Origin of the sequence: Deinococcus radiopugnans ATCC 19172, from assembly GCF_006335125.1 — a bacterium.
GTDB lineage: Bacteria > Deinococcota > Deinococci > Deinococcales > Deinococcaceae > Deinococcus > Deinococcus radiopugnans.
On the sequence record NZ_VDMO01000007.1, the window covers coordinates 130,177 to 143,997 of the forward strand.

14 protein-coding genes are annotated in these 13,821 nt (G+C 65.9%); 5 read left to right on the top strand and 9 right to left on the bottom strand.

Going from position 1 to position 13,821, the window contains the following annotated elements:
- The first annotated feature begins 75 nt into the window (after window positions 1-75).
- The gene (locus FHR04_RS08200) at window positions 76-1,281 is read left to right on the top strand and encodes an ABC transporter permease (protein ID WP_139402353.1); all 1,206 of its coding nucleotides are present in this window, start codon (window positions 76-78) and stop codon (window positions 1,279-1,281) included.
- Between the two features lie 31 nt (window positions 1,282-1,312).
- Here FHR04_RS08200 and FHR04_RS08205 read toward each other — a convergent pair whose 3' ends face one another.
- A complete protein-coding gene (locus FHR04_RS08205) occupies window positions 1,313-2,137 on the bottom strand; it encodes a hypothetical protein (RefSeq protein WP_139402355.1) in 825 nt (274 codons plus the stop codon).
- A 146-nt stretch (window positions 2,138-2,283) separates the two neighbouring features.
- On the opposite strand from FHR04_RS08205, the gene acnA reads away from it, so the two are divergent.
- The gene (gene acnA / locus FHR04_RS08210; protein WP_039684945.1) at window positions 2,284-5,007 is read left to right on the top strand and encodes an aconitate hydratase AcnA; all 2,724 of its coding nucleotides are present in this window, start codon (window positions 2,284-2,286) and stop codon (window positions 5,005-5,007) included.
- A gap of 337 nt (window positions 5,008-5,344) precedes the next feature.
- Here acnA and FHR04_RS08215 read toward each other — a convergent pair whose 3' ends face one another.
- The 5 genes from FHR04_RS08215 to FHR04_RS08235 form a co-directional block, all read right to left on the bottom strand.
- Window positions 5,345-5,941: a Uma2 family endonuclease gene (locus FHR04_RS08215; protein ID WP_139402357.1), complete on the bottom strand. Its 597-nt coding sequence runs from the start codon at window positions 5,939-5,941 to the stop codon at window positions 5,345-5,347.
- A 181-nt stretch (window positions 5,942-6,122) separates the two neighbouring features.
- Window positions 6,123-7,070 carry a prolipoprotein diacylglyceryl transferase gene (lgt, locus tag FHR04_RS08220; RefSeq protein ID WP_139402359.1) on the bottom strand — a complete coding sequence of 316 codons (948 nt, stop codon included), beginning with the start codon at window positions 7,068-7,070 and terminating at the stop codon, window positions 6,123-6,125.
- 140 nt (window positions 7,071-7,210) lie between these two features.
- A complete protein-coding gene (tatC, locus tag FHR04_RS08225) occupies window positions 7,211-7,999 on the bottom strand; it encodes a twin-arginine translocase subunit TatC (RefSeq protein ID WP_039684939.1) in 789 nt (262 codons plus the stop codon).
- A gap of 15 nt (window positions 8,000-8,014) precedes the next feature.
- Complete coding sequence (locus FHR04_RS08230) at window positions 8,015-8,263, bottom strand: twin-arginine translocase TatA/TatE family subunit (protein ID WP_039684937.1); 249 nt, start codon at window positions 8,261-8,263, stop codon at window positions 8,015-8,017.
- Window positions 8,264-8,489: 226 nt separating this feature from the next.
- Entirely contained in the window at window positions 8,490-9,218 is a 729-nt protein-coding gene (locus FHR04_RS08235) for an SDR family oxidoreductase (protein WP_139402361.1), read from the bottom strand.
- Between the two features lie 72 nt (window positions 9,219-9,290).
- On the opposite strand from FHR04_RS08235, the gene mqnB reads away from it, so the two are divergent.
- Window positions 9,291-9,935, top strand: a complete 645-nt coding sequence (mqnB, locus tag FHR04_RS08240) for a futalosine hydrolase (RefSeq protein WP_139402363.1) — start codon at window positions 9,291-9,293, stop codon at window positions 9,933-9,935.
- A gap of 9 nt (window positions 9,936-9,944) precedes the next feature.
- Here mqnB and FHR04_RS08245 read toward each other — a convergent pair whose 3' ends face one another.
- Both FHR04_RS08245 and FHR04_RS20955 read right to left on the bottom strand, forming a co-directional pair.
- Window positions 9,945-10,379, bottom strand: coding sequence for a hypothetical protein (locus tag FHR04_RS08245; RefSeq protein WP_039684931.1), 435 nt, complete (start codon window positions 10,377-10,379; stop codon window positions 9,945-9,947).
- Between the two features lie 61 nt (window positions 10,380-10,440).
- Window positions 10,441-10,584 (bottom strand): hypothetical protein, encoded by a 144-nt coding sequence (locus tag FHR04_RS20955; RefSeq protein ID WP_169745418.1) that lies wholly within the window; start codon window positions 10,582-10,584, stop codon window positions 10,441-10,443.
- Window positions 10,585-10,738: 154 nt separating this feature from the next.
- On the opposite strand from FHR04_RS20955, the gene tdh reads away from it, so the two are divergent.
- Together tdh and trpS are read left to right on the top strand one after the other, a co-directional pair.
- Window positions 10,739-11,770 (top strand): L-threonine 3-dehydrogenase, encoded by a 1,032-nt coding sequence (tdh, locus tag FHR04_RS08250; protein WP_139402465.1) that lies wholly within the window; start codon window positions 10,739-10,741, stop codon window positions 11,768-11,770.
- A 240-nt stretch (window positions 11,771-12,010) separates the two neighbouring features.
- Complete coding sequence (gene trpS, locus FHR04_RS08255; protein ID WP_139402365.1) at window positions 12,011-13,021, top strand: tryptophan--tRNA ligase; 1,011 nt, start codon at window positions 12,011-12,013, stop codon at window positions 13,019-13,021.
- Between the two features lie 118 nt (window positions 13,022-13,139).
- On the opposite strand, the gene FHR04_RS08260 is transcribed toward trpS, so the two are convergent.
- Window positions 13,140-13,796 carry a pyroglutamyl-peptidase I gene (locus FHR04_RS08260; protein ID WP_139402367.1) on the bottom strand — a complete coding sequence of 219 codons (657 nt, stop codon included), beginning with the start codon at window positions 13,794-13,796 and terminating at the stop codon, window positions 13,140-13,142.
- Window positions 13,797-13,821 lie beyond the last annotated feature (25 nt).

Consider the following 13,821-nt stretch of genomic DNA (forward strand, 5'->3'; position numbering starts at 1 on the left):
GGGCGACTCTTTTTTGGTTGCCGGCCCGTCCTCTGGCGGTTCCGGCCAGGATGCGTCTGCTATCCTCCGCTTCGCATGTCCCGCCCCCAGCCGTCCGCCGCCCTGCCTGCCCAGCCCGGTACGGCGGCGCTGGCGTGGTCCATCGCGCGGGCGCACCTGTCGCGGCGGCGCACCCAGAATCTGCTGACCATCGGGGGAATCGCGGTGGGCGTGATGGCCCTGATCGCCGCCCTGAGCCTGACCAACGGCTTTACCCGCGCGTTGGTGGACGCCACCCTGCGCGCCACCCCGCACCTGAGCCTGAACTCGTTCAGTCCTGGGGGGCGTGACCCCGAACTGGAAAAAGCCATTGAGGCCGACCCACGTGTGGCGGCCTTCACGCCTTTTCTGGCCGACAAGGGACTGCTGACCCGTCCGGCGGGCCTGGGCAACCGCGCGGGCGTGGACTTCGCCACCCTGTTCGGCGTGACGCCGGCCGCGGCCCAGGTGCTGCAACTGCCGCCGGGTCAGAATGAACTGCTGGCCACCCTGGGGCCGGGGGAGATCCTCCTGGGCTCGGCCCTGGCCCGCAGCATCGGCGGCTTTACCGGCGACGAGGTGCGGCTGCTCAACAGCACCCAGCGCCGGGGCAGCTTCACGGTCAAGGGCGTGTTCACCACCGGCAATTACCTGATCGACAGTGCCTACGCCTTTACCAGTCTGGCGACGCTGCAGAAGCTGCAGGACACCACCAACATCACGGGCTACCAGTTGCGCCTGACCGATCCCAATTTGGCCCCGGACGTCGGCGCCGACCTGACCCGGCCCCGTGCCTACAGCCCCCTGCCCTGGCAGAGCGTCTACGGCACGCTGCTGGATCAGCTGGCCCTGCAGAAGAAGGTCATCGGCTTCGTGGTCTTTCTGATCGTGATTGTCGCGGCCTTCGGTATTGCCAACGTTCTGACGCTGGCGGTGTTTGAGAAGACGCAAGAAATCGCCATCCTGCGCGCCATTGGGGCGACCCGCGGGCTGATCACGCGCATTTTCCTGCTGGAAGGGCTGGTGCTGGGACTGGGCGGCCTGCTGCTGGGGAACCTGCTGGGCCTGGGCATCAGCGCGTATTTCACCGTGCGGCCCTTCCAGATTCCCGGTGACCTGTATTTCATCACCTCGCTGCCGGTGGAAGTGCGCTGGACGGATCTGCTGGGCGTCAACGCCGTGGGCCTGATCACCACGCTGCTGGCCGCCCTGATCCCCGCGCGCCGCGCCGCCAGCATCGAACCGGCGCGGATTATTCGCTAGGCGGGGGCGGGGCCGCAGGCCGGAACAGCCTTTACCCCCGCACCTCTGCCGCCAGGTTCAGCGCCGCCTTCTTCAGGGTGACGGCGCCGCCGCCCGACGCCAGAATCTCGCCGGTGTTGCCATCCACCACCCTTGCCACCGCGCGACTCGCGCCGCTGCCATCGGGTTCCACCACCAGTTCCAGCCGCTGCCCCGGCCCCAGGTTCTGCGCGGCGTAGTTCAGCACCCAGTCGCCCCAGTTGACGTTCTCGGGCTTCGGGGCGTTGGCTTTCGCCTCCTGCTTTTCGCGGTAGGCCTGGGTCTTCTGATCGACGTGGGTGCGGATGACCTCGTAACGTTCGGGAGCGCTCAGGGTGCCCATCGGCACCTCACGCCCGTTTTCGGGGTGGTAGACGGTGGCGTCGGCGTCTAATTTCTTCACGACGCTTGCCATGATCCGCACCTCGGCGGCGGGCAGCTCCCACGGTGGGGTGTCGTCACCCTCGGTCGGCTGGGGCATGACGCCTTCCACCAGCTGGGCCACCACGCGCTGCTGTTCCGGCTCCAGCTCGGTAACAATCTTGGCGGCAGCCTTGAAGGTGCGGGCCTGGGCCTCGTTCCTGGGCTGAATGCCCAGCGGATCCAGGACCTTCGCCACGTCCGCCGCCTCCATCAGTCGCCCGGCCTGCGGCGGCGTGAAGCCCCAGCGGTCTTGCAGGTACGCTTCGAAGGAGTCGTACCCGGCGCGGAAGAATTCATTGTCGCGGATCTCGCTCAGCGCCTGTCCGGTGCGGCGGAAATCACGCAGGCCGTCGCGCACAGTGGTTTCCAGGGCGGTCAGGCGGGCTTTCTGGTGGGGTTCAAGCTGTTCAGGCATGGAATGTCCTCTGATGAATGGATTTCGTGTTGTTCCTATCGTAGTGACAGAAGATGAACGCCGTGACTGCGCGGGTGACGCCCGTCTTCTGGCGGTCGCGGCTTATGATAGGGGCAGCGCCCGCGAGGGCAAGGAGGCAATCAACAATGGCTACCGACAAGGCGATGAACCTGTTTGACGCGCGTGACACCCTGACCACCCACAGCGGGCAGAAACTCTACTTCTACAACCTCAACAAGTTTGAGGGGCAGGGCCACGACATTTCCAGGCTGCCCGTGAGCATCAAGGTGCTGCTGGAAAGCGTGCTGCGCGAGGCCAACGACTACGACGTGCGCCGCGAGGACGTGCTGACCGTGGCGGGCTGGAGCCCCACGAACGAGGAGGTGGAAATTCCCTTCAAGCCCGCCCGCGTGATCCTGCAGGACTTCACGGGCGTGCCCGCCGTCGTCGATCTGGCGGCCATGCGCTCGGCGATGGTGGCGATGGGCGGCGATCCCAACAAGATCAACCCCCTGATTCCCGTCGATCTGGTGATTGACCACTCGGTGCAGGTCGACGAGTTCGGCACCGAGTTCGCGCTGGCGAACAACATGGCCATCGAGTTCGAGCGCAACCGCGAGCGCTACGAGTTCCTGCGCTGGGGCCAGCAGGCCTTCGACAACTTCGGCGTGGTGCCTCCGGCCAGCGGCATCGTTCACCAGGTCAACCTGGAATACCTCGCCAAGGGCGTGCAGAGCCGCCCGGAAGACGACGGCGTTGTGGTCTACCCCGACAGCCTCGTCGGCACGGATTCCCACACCACCATGATCAACGGCCTGGGCATCGTGGGCTGGGGCGTCGGCGGCATCGAGGCCGAGGCGGTCATGCTGGGCCAGCCCATCTACATGCTGATGCCCGAAGTGGTGGGCTTCAAGATCACCGGCCGGATGCCGGAAGGGGCCACCGCCACCGATCTGGCGCTGCGCGTGACCGAGATGCTGCGCGAGAAGGGCGTGGTGGGCAAGTTCGTGGAGTTCTACGGCGCAGGCCTGAGCAACATGACCCTGCCCGACCGCGCCACCATTGCCAACATGGCCCCGGAGTACGGCGCGACCATGGGCTTTTTCCCGGTGGACGACGAGGCGCTGCGTTACCTGCGCCGCACCGGCCGCCTGGAAGACGAGATCGAGCTGGTGGAGGCGTACTACAAGGCGCAGAACATGTTCCGCACCGACGAGACGCCGGACCCCGTGTTCACCGACACCATCGAGCTGGATCTGGGCACCATCGTTCCCAGCCTGGCCGGCCCCAAGCGCCCGCAGGACCGCGTGAACCTGAACGACATGCACACGGTGTTCGCCGAGGCGCTGACGGCCCCCGTCAAGGCGCGCGGCTTCGAGCTGCCCGCCGACAAGCTGGACGCGCAGGGCCAGATCACCGGCACTGACATGAAGATCGGCCACGGCGCGGTCACGCTGGCGTCCATCACCTCCTGCACCAACACCAGCAACCCCAGCGTGCTGATCGCCGCCGGGCTGGTGGCCAAGAAGGCCGTGGAGCAGGGCCTGACCGTCAAGCCCTGGGTCAAGACCTCGCTGGCCCCCGGCAGCCGCGTGGTGACCGACTACCTGGAAAACGCGGGCCTGCAGACGTACCTGGATCAGATCGGCTTCAACACCGTCGGCTACGGCTGCATGACCTGCATCGGCAACAGCGGGCCGCTGCCCGAGCCCGTAATCGAGGCCATCAACGGCGGCGATCTGGTGGCGGCCAGCGTCCTGAGCGGCAACCGCAACTTCGAGGGCCGCATCAACCCGCACATCAAGGCCAACTACCTGGCCTCGCCGCCCCTGGTGGTGGCCTACGCGCTGGCCGGCACGGTGGTCAACGACATCGTGAACGAGCCCATCGGCACGGGCAAGGACGGCCAGCCGGTGTATCTGCGCGACGTGTGGCCCAGCAACGCCGAGATTCAGGACATCATGGATCAGGCGATCAACGCCGAGATGTTCAAGAAGGTCTACGACGGCATCGAGAAGAGCAACGCCGAGTGGAACGCCATTCCCGTCTCCGAGGGCGCGCTGTACGACTGGAACCCGGAGAGCACCTACATCCAGAACCCGCCGTTCTTCGACGCGCTGGCGGGCGGCCCCAGCGAGATCGTGTCCATCGAGGGTGCGCGTGTGCTGGTCAAGGTGGGCGACAGCGTGACCACCGATCACATCTCGCCCGCCGGCAGCTTCAAGGCCGATACCCCCGCCGGCAAGTACCTGACCGACCGGGGCATCCGCCCGGTGGACTTCAACAGCTACGGCAGCCGCCGGGGCAATGACCGCATCATGACGCGCGGCACCTTTGCCAACATTCGCCTGAAGAACCAGCTGGCCCCCGGCACCGAGGGCGGCTTTACCACCGACTTCACCACCGGCAACGTGACCAGCATCTACGACGCCGCGCAGAACTACAAGGCCAGCAACATTCCGCTGTTCGTGCTGGCGGGCAAGGACTACGGCATGGGCAGCAGCCGCGACTGGGCCGCCAAGGGCACCATGCTGCTGGGCGTCAAGGCCGTGCTGGCCGAGAGCTTCGAGCGCATCCACCGCAGCAATCTGGTGGGCATGGGCGTGCTGCCGCTGCAATACAAGAATGGCGACACCGCCGAGTCCTTGGGCATCATGGGCGACGAGCTGATCGACGTCGTGTTACCCGCCGACCTCAAGCCGCGCCAGGACGTGACCCTGCGCGTGGACAAGGACGGCGTGACCCGCGAGATCACCGTGCAGTGCCGCATCGATACCCCCGTGGAAATCGACTACTACAAGAACGGCGGCATCCTGCAAACCGTGTTGAGGAGCATTCTGGAGCGGAGCAAGGGCGAAGTTAAGGCGTAAGCACGTAAGAGGGAAAGGTCAGATGCCGTAACGGTTGGCGTCTGACCTTTTCTAATTCTCTAGAGTATTTGTCAAAAGAGCTGTTTCCTTTTGACCGAATGGAGTGAGTGAATTTCAACGAGCAGTCGGGAGAGTGGAGGCATCAGAAGTCTTCTTTTCTGATGCTGCAATTCGGACAACTGCTCTAGAAATCGGCTTATCCCGAATAAGACTCACCGACACAAGACGTAAGGGATTCGAACCCTTTAGTCGCAACCAGCTAGGAGTGCCTGATCCGTAGACACTGTATTCGCGCAGCCCGCGGCCTCAACGGCGACTCCTACATTCAACCACTCTATCAACGTCCGATTTGAAAATATCGGATATGTGGGACAAAAGCCGAAGCTATCCAAGGCCGAAGCCCATGCTTGGGCGCGGTGGGGTCAGAGGCGGGCTGGGGTGTGTGGGGCGGCTGAAGACTCGTCCCCTCATACACGTCGTCCAGTGTCAACTCCACGTCAACACAGGGCAGCCGCAGCACTCCAGCCTCCTCGACGTACTGTTCACCCCAGCCCTCGCCCTGGCGGGTATACAACCGGGCAGCGCGGGTGGCCGTGTCGACCATCAGATACCCCTGAAGACTGGGCAACGCCGTGTACTCGGAGAGTTTCTGGCCCCGGTCTACCACTTGCGTGCTCTGGCTCAACACCTCGACGATAAAGCATGGACTGCTGGCGTCGCGGGCGTCATCGGCCATGTCCTCGCAGGTCAGCACGACATCGGGATAGTCATAGCGCGTGCCTCTGGCCTGGATTCGCACGCGCATATCACTGGCGTAGACCTTGCACCCCTGCCGCAGCGCGGGACGGTGCAGGGCGGCAATCAGGTTGGTGCCGATCAGCCCGTGCCGGCTCAGTGCGCCCGCCTGGGCATTCGGGGTGTCCTTCCCGTGCAGGGCCTAAACGAAGCCGTTCACATCCTCACGCTTGAACGGGCTGTGTTCCTCCGTGCGCAGGTATTCTGCCTCGCTGATCTTCTGGAGGGCCGAGCCGGTCATGGGATGAGTCTCCTTCCTTCCCGAACATGCGAAAGGGCGGCCCGTAATGATGGGGCCGCCCTCTTTCTGGTTACTTGCTCTATCGCGTCTGCGTCTGCCCGGTTGCGGGCGAGTCCACCTGACCGCCCACCGGCAGAGGCATATCCGGCTGCTTGCGAATGCGAATCAGCATGATGATGCTCACGATAATCAGCGGAATGCTGATGATCTGCGTTTCGGTGAACAGGCCGATGCCCGCCTTGTCCAGCCCCTGGCTCAGGTACACGTTGGGCAGCAGGGGGTTGAGGCGGAAGGTTTCTTCCCACCCGGCGCGCAGGATGCTGTACCACAGCCAGAACTGCCAGAAGGTCCAGCCCGGCTTGTGCGAACGCAGCCAGTAGTACGAGGCGACGGCCAGGATGATGCCGATGATCACGCCGTACAGCTGGGTGAAATGCACCGGGGCGGTCATGACCATCTGGCCGCCGATGTTCTGGCAGTACTGCGACAGGTCCAGATCGGGGTTGGGGTTGGGCTGGCACATGCCGTTGTGGAAGGCCCGCGCGCTGTCCGGCCAGCGGTAGCCGACGGCCCAGTTCGTCACGCGGCCCACCGTGTCGGTGCCGTTCATGATGTTGCCCAGCCGCCCGCCGATCACGCCAAAGGCCACTCCCGGCACGCACAGGTCCGCGTACTGGTAGAAGTTGAGCTTGTAGCGCCGGGTGTAGTAGATCAGCACCAGGATGCCGCCGATCAGGCCGCCGTGAATGGAGATGCCGCCCGAGCGCAGGTTGATGATGTCCAGCAGGATGCGCGGAAAGGGCGTGCCCGCGAACTGTCCCCAGGAGGTCAGCACGAAGACCAGCCGCGCGCCGACCAGCCCCCAGATGATCATCCACAGGATCATGTCGCTGAAGAGGTTGGCGTTCAGGCCGCGCTGCCGGGCCATGCGTGTGCCGAGCCACGCGCCGATCACGATGCCCAGCGTGATCAGCACGCCGTACCAGGCAATCGTGAAGGTACCGATTTGAAGGAAGACAGGATTCATAAGACGGCGCTAGTTTAAGCCTTTTGCAGCGTGAGAGATGCCCAGGCGTGGCGCAGACCTCCCAGAAGGGTCAGCGAACAGCCGGTTGACGCGGCCAGAAAAAGCCCTCTCCGCCGGGGAGAGGGTGGGGGAGAGGAACATCACAGGCCCAGCGCGGGGGCTTCTTCCTCTTCGGGCGGTGGCAGGCGGAAGGCCCGCGAGAGCAGCACGCTCAGCTCGAACAGCACGTACAGCGGCACGGCCACCAGCATCATGTTGGTGGGGTCCGGCGTGGGCGTGATGACGGCGGCGGCCACCATGATGGCCACCAGCGCGAAGCGCCAGCCCTTGCGCAGCATCACGTGGTTTACGATGCCGATGCGGGTCAGGATGATCGCCAGGATGGGCATCTCGAAGGCCACCCCAAACGCCACCAGAAAGGTGGTGACCGTGCCGATGTACTGGCCCAGCCCCAGAATCGGCGTCACCGCTCCGGCCAGGAACTCCACCAGAAACGGAACCATGGTGGGCAGCACCAGCTTGTAGCCGAAGATCCCCCCGCCCAGAAAGGACAGCCCCGCCCCGACGATGAAGGGCACGGCCCAGCGCCGCTCGCTGGGATACAAGCCCGGCGCGATAAAGCCCCAGACCTGCCCCAAAATGAAGGGCAGCGCCAGCCCCAGCCCGGCCCAGAACGCTAGGCTCAGGCTCAGCAGCAGCGGCTCGGTCAGGGTGTAGGTCACCACCTGCACCTTGCCGGCGGTGTACAGCTCCGAATATTGCAGCGGCCCCTTGACCCAGTCGATCAGTTGCACGCGGTAGACGAAGGCCACCGACATCCCGATGACCAGGAAAATCACGCTGATGACCAGCCGCTTTCTCAGTTCATCCAGGTGATCGAACAGGGGAGCGCTTTTCAGGTCTGTGCTGGGGGCGGTTTTGGGGGACATGGCGTGACCCCTCCCTTACGCGCGGCGGTTGCCGGCGCTCTCGCGTTCGCGCTCGGTGGGCATCGGTGCGCCGGTCACGGGATCGATCTGGCGCGAGGACACGTCGGTGATGGGGCGGACGACTTCGTCAGCGTCGGTCTTGGCCGTCTCACGCTTGAACTCCTTGATGCCCTGGCCCAGGCCCTTGCCCAGTTGCGGCAGTTTGCTGGCCCCGAAGACCAGGGCGATCACGACGATAATCAGAATAATTTCCAGGGGACCCATAATGCGTACTCCTTTGCGTGCCGGGCGGTGGCCGGGCGTGTCTTGCGGTTGAAGGGGATGGAGGGGCGTGGAGGGGTGGGCGGCAAACACATGGGGCGGACGGTGAACCGGTCCCGCTCTGCTTTGTAGATATGCGGGGCCGGGCCGGGCGGATTGCCTATTAAACCTTAATGACGGGCGAGCAAGTGACGGCCAAGGCGCAATCCAGGCAGCCCAGACGCGCCGGTCAGATGCTCCAGCCGCCGTCCACCCGCAGTTCCTGGCCGGTGATGTAGGCGGCCTCGTTCGTCGCCAGAAAGGCAATCGCCGCCGCCACCTCGTTCGGCTGCCCGAAGCGGCGGGCGGGAATCCGGGCCGTCAGCTTGTCGGCGTCACCGGGATCACGGTTCAGGGCCTTCAGGCGGTCCGTGGCCGTGTAGCCAGGCGCGACGGTGTTGCAGGTCACGCCGTCACTCGCCACCTCCAGCGCCAGCGTCCGCAGGTAATTGGTCACGGCGGCGCGCATGGCGTTGCTCACCGGCAGCGTGGGCGAGGGCCGGCCCACCGTCAGGCTGGTCACGGCGATGATGCGGCCCCACTGACGCCCGCGCATGCCAGCCAGTACCCCATTCGCCAGCCGCACGGTGCTGAGGAAGGTGGTGTCGTAGCCGGCCTGCCACGCCTCTTCACTGACCTCACTGGGTTTCCCCGGAGGGGGGCCGCCGGCGTTGCTGACCAGAATGTCCACCTCGCCCGCGGCCTGCACGGCAGCTGTTACACCCTCCTGGGTGCTGACATCGGCCACCACCCAGCGCGCCCCGAGGGCGTCCGCCGCCGCCTTGAGGGCCTGTTCGTGCCGCGCAGCAATCGTGACCCGCGCGCCCAGCCGGACCAGATCGTGCGCCGCCGCCAGCCCGATGCCCCTGCTGCCGCCCGTCACCAGGGCACGTTTGCCGTCCAGCCTGAACAACGTCATGGGGGCAGGCTACACCTGCGCGGCCCCTGCGAGAGCGGGCGCGGCCCCGCACCAACCCTTACCCTGTTTCCCATGCTGCCTCTGATCGTCGTTGCCACCCCCGCCGAGGCCGAGCGCCTGCTGGACCTGAACGCCCGCGTGGTGGTGTCCGGGGTGGGGGTGGTGGCCGCCGCCCTGGCGACGGCGCGCGCGCTGGCAGAACAGGAGGCCAGGCTGGTGATCAGCGCCGGCATTGGCGGGGCCTACCCAGCGTCGGGGCTGCGGTCCGGCGATCTGGCGGTTTCAGCCGAAATTGTTCAGGCGGACCTGGGGGCCTGGGACGGCGAACGCTTTCTGGACTTCGGCGGGCTGGGCCTGTCCATCCTTCCAGACTCGCCCCATGCCGGACGCTTTGTTACCTGGGCCTCTGCCCCCGAAGTCGCGCGGCGTGCGGAGGCCCACCTGGGACCGATGCTCACGTTGAACAGCGTGACAGGCAGCGCGCAGTCTGCCGCCGCGCTGGAACGCCGTTTCCCCGGCGCCCTCACCGAGGGCATGGAGGGTGCGGGCGTGGCCCACGCCGCGCTGCTGGCCGGCGTGCCCGTGCTGGAGGTGCGCGGCGTGAGCAACGCGGTAGGCCCGCGTGACCGTGCGTCCTGGCGGATTCCACAGGCGCTCGCCGCCACCCGGCGGGGCGTGGCGGCGGCGTTGGAAGTCTGGGAGGAGCGGAAAGGGTAGAGGCCCGCTCTAACTGTTCAGCGAGAGCTTGCCGCTGGTGGAGTTGGCCGCGTTGCCGGGAAAGTTGACCTTCACGTTCACGGTGGTCCCGGCCGGCGTGGCGGGATCGATGTTGATCCAGTGGCTGACCAGCACCGGGGGCGTGGGCTGCGGATCGACGGCGCGCACCAGCACGCGCCCCTGCGCGGGCACGAAGACGCACCAACCTTCAGGGGTGGTGGTAAAGGCGCGCACCGGCAGGATGCTCTGCAGGGTCATGTCGGCGTTGGTGGCCCAGTACTCGACCAGCAGGCTGGCGTGCTCGCGTCCGATATCGGCCTGATCCAGATCCAGCTGGACCTCCACGCTGTCGGGCATGCCCTCGACCAGATTGGTCCAGCCGGGGACGACAAAACGGTTGCTGGCAGCGCTCTTGAACTGTTGAGGGGTGGTCGCGTCGGTCATGGGTCTAGCCTAGCGGATTGGCCGCCCTCCCGGTGCCACCCCCGCATTCATCTCCGGACGATCAGTCGGCGTAGGTGCGAACCGTGCGGATCAGCGCCCGCACCGCCAGATAGCCCACCACGAAGAACAGCAGCGGCGTGACGTTCAGGGTAACCTCGGCGTCCTTTTCGGGTTCCAGGGGATTTTGCTTGCGGTACTTGATCATACGGCCAGGGTACGACACGGGGCTGTGTGGGTGTTGGCAAGGGTGCTTACCCAGTATTCAGGTCAGCCGTCCGGTCCAGGTGAACGCGGTCACGGCGCCGTGGTTCGCGTGAGAGTAGAACGGCTCTGTGACTTCTTCCTCCACCTCCTCCACCATGCGCGCCCTGAGCAAACTGAAGCCCGAACCCGGCATCTGGCTGACTGAAACCGATGTTCCGACGCCCGGCCCCAACGATCTGCTGATCCGCGTCAAGAAGAGCAGCATCTGTGGCACCGACGTCCACATCTACAAGTGGGACGAGTGGGCCAGCCGCACCGTGCCCACGCCGATGGTGGTGGGCCACGAGTACGTGGGCGTGGTGGCCGGCATGGGTTCGGAGGTCAGCGGCTTTCAGATCGGTGACCGGGTGAGCGGCGAGGGCCACATCACCTGCGGACACTGCCGCAACTGCCGCGCGGGCCGCCGCCACCTGTGCCGCAACACCCAGGGCGTGGGCGTCCAGCGTCCCGGCTCGTTTGCCGAGTATCTGGTGCTGCCGGCCTTCAACGCCTTCAAGCTGCCCGACGACATCTCCGACGATCTGGCCGCCATCTTCGATCCCTTCGGCAATGCCGTCCACACCGCCCTGAAGTTCGACCTGGTGGGCGAGGACGTGCTGATCACCGGGGCCGGGCCGATTGGCGTGATGGCCGCCGCCGTCGCCAAGCATGTCGGCGCGCGCCACGTGGTGATCACTGACGTGAACGAGTACCGCCTGGAGCTGGCGCGCCAGATGGGCGTGACCCGCGCCGTGAACGTGGCCGAAGAAGACCTGTGGACGGTGGCGCAGAGTGAACTGGGCATGACCGAGGGCTTCGACGTGGGCCTGGAGATGAGCGGCTCCGGCGCGGCCTTCGCCCAGATGGTCAAGTTGATGAATCACGGCGGCAAGATCGCCCTGCTGGGCATTCCGGCGGGCCGCGTGGACATCGACTGGGACAGCGTGATCTTCAAGATGCTGACGGTGCAGGGCATCTACGGGCGCGAGATGTTCGAGACCTGGTACAAGATGGTGGCGTTGATCCAGTCCGGCCTGGATCTGACCCCGGTCATCACCCACCATTACGGCATCGCCGACTTCCAGCAGGGCTTCGACGCCATGCTGGGCGGCCAAAGCGGCAAGGTCATTCTGGACTGGGGCGTCTGAGGTGACGGTGGGGGACGTTTCCCCTCAAGCGGCGGCTTCGGTGCGCAGGGCAGGCGATCATATTGCTGCGCTCACGCGTTATCCTGCCCCCATGACTTTCCAGCAGGCACAGACTCAGGCATGGTGGCCCGGCAGCTGACCGGGTGACCTTTCCTTTTGTGCCGTGTAACCCACAGGCCGCGCCCGGAGAACCTCCCGGCGCGGCTTTTTTGTTTTCCCTGCTTTTCGGAGGACCGAACCATGACCCTGCAAACACCCAGACAACGCATCCTGACCGGTGACCGCCCCACCGGGCCGCTGCACATCGGCCATCTGGCCGGATCACTCCGCAACCGCGTGGCCCTGCAACACCAGTACGAGACCTACGTGCTGCTGGCCGACGTGCAGGCGCTGACCGACAACTTCGAGAACCCGCAGAAAGTCCGCAGCAACGTCATGGAGGTGGCGCTCGACTACTTGGCGGTAGGCCTAGATCCGGACATCTGCACCTTCGTCATCCAGTCCCAGCTGCCCGAAATTGCCGAATTGACGGTGTTTTACCTGAATCTGGTCACCGTCGCCCACCTGCGCCAGAACCCCACCGTCAAGGCCGAGATCACGCAGAAGGGCTACGGCGAGTCGGTGCCCGCCGGATTCTTCGTGTACCCGGTGTCACAAGCTGCCGACATCACGGCGTTCGGCGCCCATCTGGTGCCGGTGGGCGAGGATCAGCTGCCCATGATCGAGCAGACCCGCGAGATCGTCCGCCGCTTCAATCATCTGTACGCACCCGTCTTGACCGAGCCGCAGGCGCTGGTGGGTCAGGCCGCCCGCCTGCCCGGTCTCGACGGCGGCGGCAAGATGAGCAAGTCGCTGAACAACGCCATCTTCCTCTCGGACAGCGCCGACACGGTGGCCCGCAAGGTGCGCGGCATGTACACCGATCCGGGCCACCTGCGGGCCGAAGACCCCGGACGGGTGGAGGGCAACCCGGTGTTCGCCTATCTGGACGCCTTTGACCCCGATGTCGTGGGCCTGGAGGCCATGAAAGACCACTACCGCCGGGGCGGGCTGGGCGACGTGAAGGTCAAGCGTCACCTGACGGACGTGCTGGAGGCGACGCTGGCCCCCATCCGCGAACGCCGCGCCGACTTTGCCCGTGACCTGCCGCAGGTGCGGGAGGTGGTGCGCCTGGGCACCGAGCGGGGGCGTGAGGTGGCGGCTGAAACGATGAACGCCGTGCGCGGGGCGATGGGGCTGGATTACTTCTGATACGGATTCCGTCTGTTTCGTTGACAAACCGGGAGGGCACCGGTTTGCCAACTCCACGCCCGGAACCCGTCCTGCTCCTTCTCGCTTCGCTCGGATTTCCATCGTTTTTGCAAACGATTCAATCGGAGTACGTATGAGCGCGGGCACCCTGTCCGAGAACCTCCGCCGCCACCCGCACCGCCCGCGTGATCTCGTCCTGCGGCAGGTAGGGAAGGGGCGGGCGGTCTTCCGGCACGGCCAGGGCCACGGCTGGATTGGCCGGCAGGTGCAGAAAGCCGCACGGCACGTCGCCCTGGCCCCGCGCCGTCAGCCAGTGGCGGGCGCGGTACATCACGAAATTGCAGAGGTACAGGCCCGCCGTGTTGCTGATGTGGCCGGGAATGCCTGCCGCCTGCCATGCGCTGAGCAGGGGGCGCAGCGGCAGGGTGGACAGGTACGCCGGGGGTGCGTCGTCGTGCGGATGGGCGGGCGCGTCGCGGTAGGTGTTCCCGGCATTGTCCGGAATGTTGAAGTCCATGACGTTCAGCGCCACCCGCTCCAGCGTGACCTGGGGCCGCCCCGCCGCCAGTCCGGTCAGCAACACCGCGCCGGGTTGGTGCCGCTCCAGCAGCGCCTCCAGCGCCTCGCCCGCCGAGTGCGGCTCTACGGGCAGCAGGGCCGAGACGACGTGCATTCCGCCCACTTCCAGGCCGTCCAAGGCCGCCGCCGCCCGCGCGCTGGGGTTGTCGGGATGCGTGTGGAACGGCTCGAATCCGGTCAGCAGCAACTTGGGCATGGCTGGAATGATAGCCCCGCCGCGT

Coding starts and splice junctions, on each gene's coding strand:
- FHR04_RS08200 (WP_139402353.1), top strand. CDS start 76: ATGTCCCGCCCCCAGCCGTCCGCCGCCCTGCCTGCCCAGCCCGGTACG.
- FHR04_RS08205 (WP_139402355.1), bottom strand. CDS start 2,137: ATGCCTGAACAGCTTGAACCCCACCAGAAAGCCCGCCTGACCGCCCTG.
- acnA (WP_039684945.1), top strand. CDS start 2,284: ATGGCTACCGACAAGGCGATGAACCTGTTTGACGCGCGTGACACCCTG.
- lgt (WP_139402359.1), bottom strand. CDS start 7,070: ATGAATCCTGTCTTCCTTCAAATCGGTACCTTCACGATTGCCTGGTAC.
- tatC (WP_039684939.1), bottom strand. CDS start 7,999: ATGTCCCCCAAAACCGCCCCCAGCACAGACCTGAAAAGCGCTCCCCTG.
- FHR04_RS08230 (WP_039684937.1), bottom strand. CDS start 8,263: ATGGGTCCCCTGGAAATTATTCTGATTATCGTCGTGATCGCCCTGGTC.
- FHR04_RS08235 (WP_139402361.1), bottom strand. CDS start 9,218: ATGACGTTGTTCAGGCTGGACGGCAAACGTGCCCTGGTGACGGGCGGC.
- mqnB (WP_139402363.1), top strand. CDS start 9,291: ATGCTGCCTCTGATCGTCGTTGCCACCCCCGCCGAGGCCGAGCGCCTG.
- FHR04_RS08245 (WP_039684931.1), bottom strand. CDS start 10,379: ATGACCGACGCGACCACCCCTCAACAGTTCAAGAGCGCTGCCAGCAAC.
- FHR04_RS20955 (WP_169745418.1), bottom strand. CDS start 10,584: ATGATCAAGTACCGCAAGCAAAATCCCCTGGAACCCGAAAAGGACGCC.
- tdh (WP_139402465.1), top strand. CDS start 10,739: ATGCGCGCCCTGAGCAAACTGAAGCCCGAACCCGGCATCTGGCTGACT.
- trpS (WP_139402365.1), top strand. CDS start 12,011: ATGACCCTGCAAACACCCAGACAACGCATCCTGACCGGTGACCGCCCC.
- FHR04_RS08260 (WP_139402367.1), bottom strand. CDS start 13,796: ATGCCCAAGTTGCTGCTGACCGGATTCGAGCCGTTCCACACGCATCCC.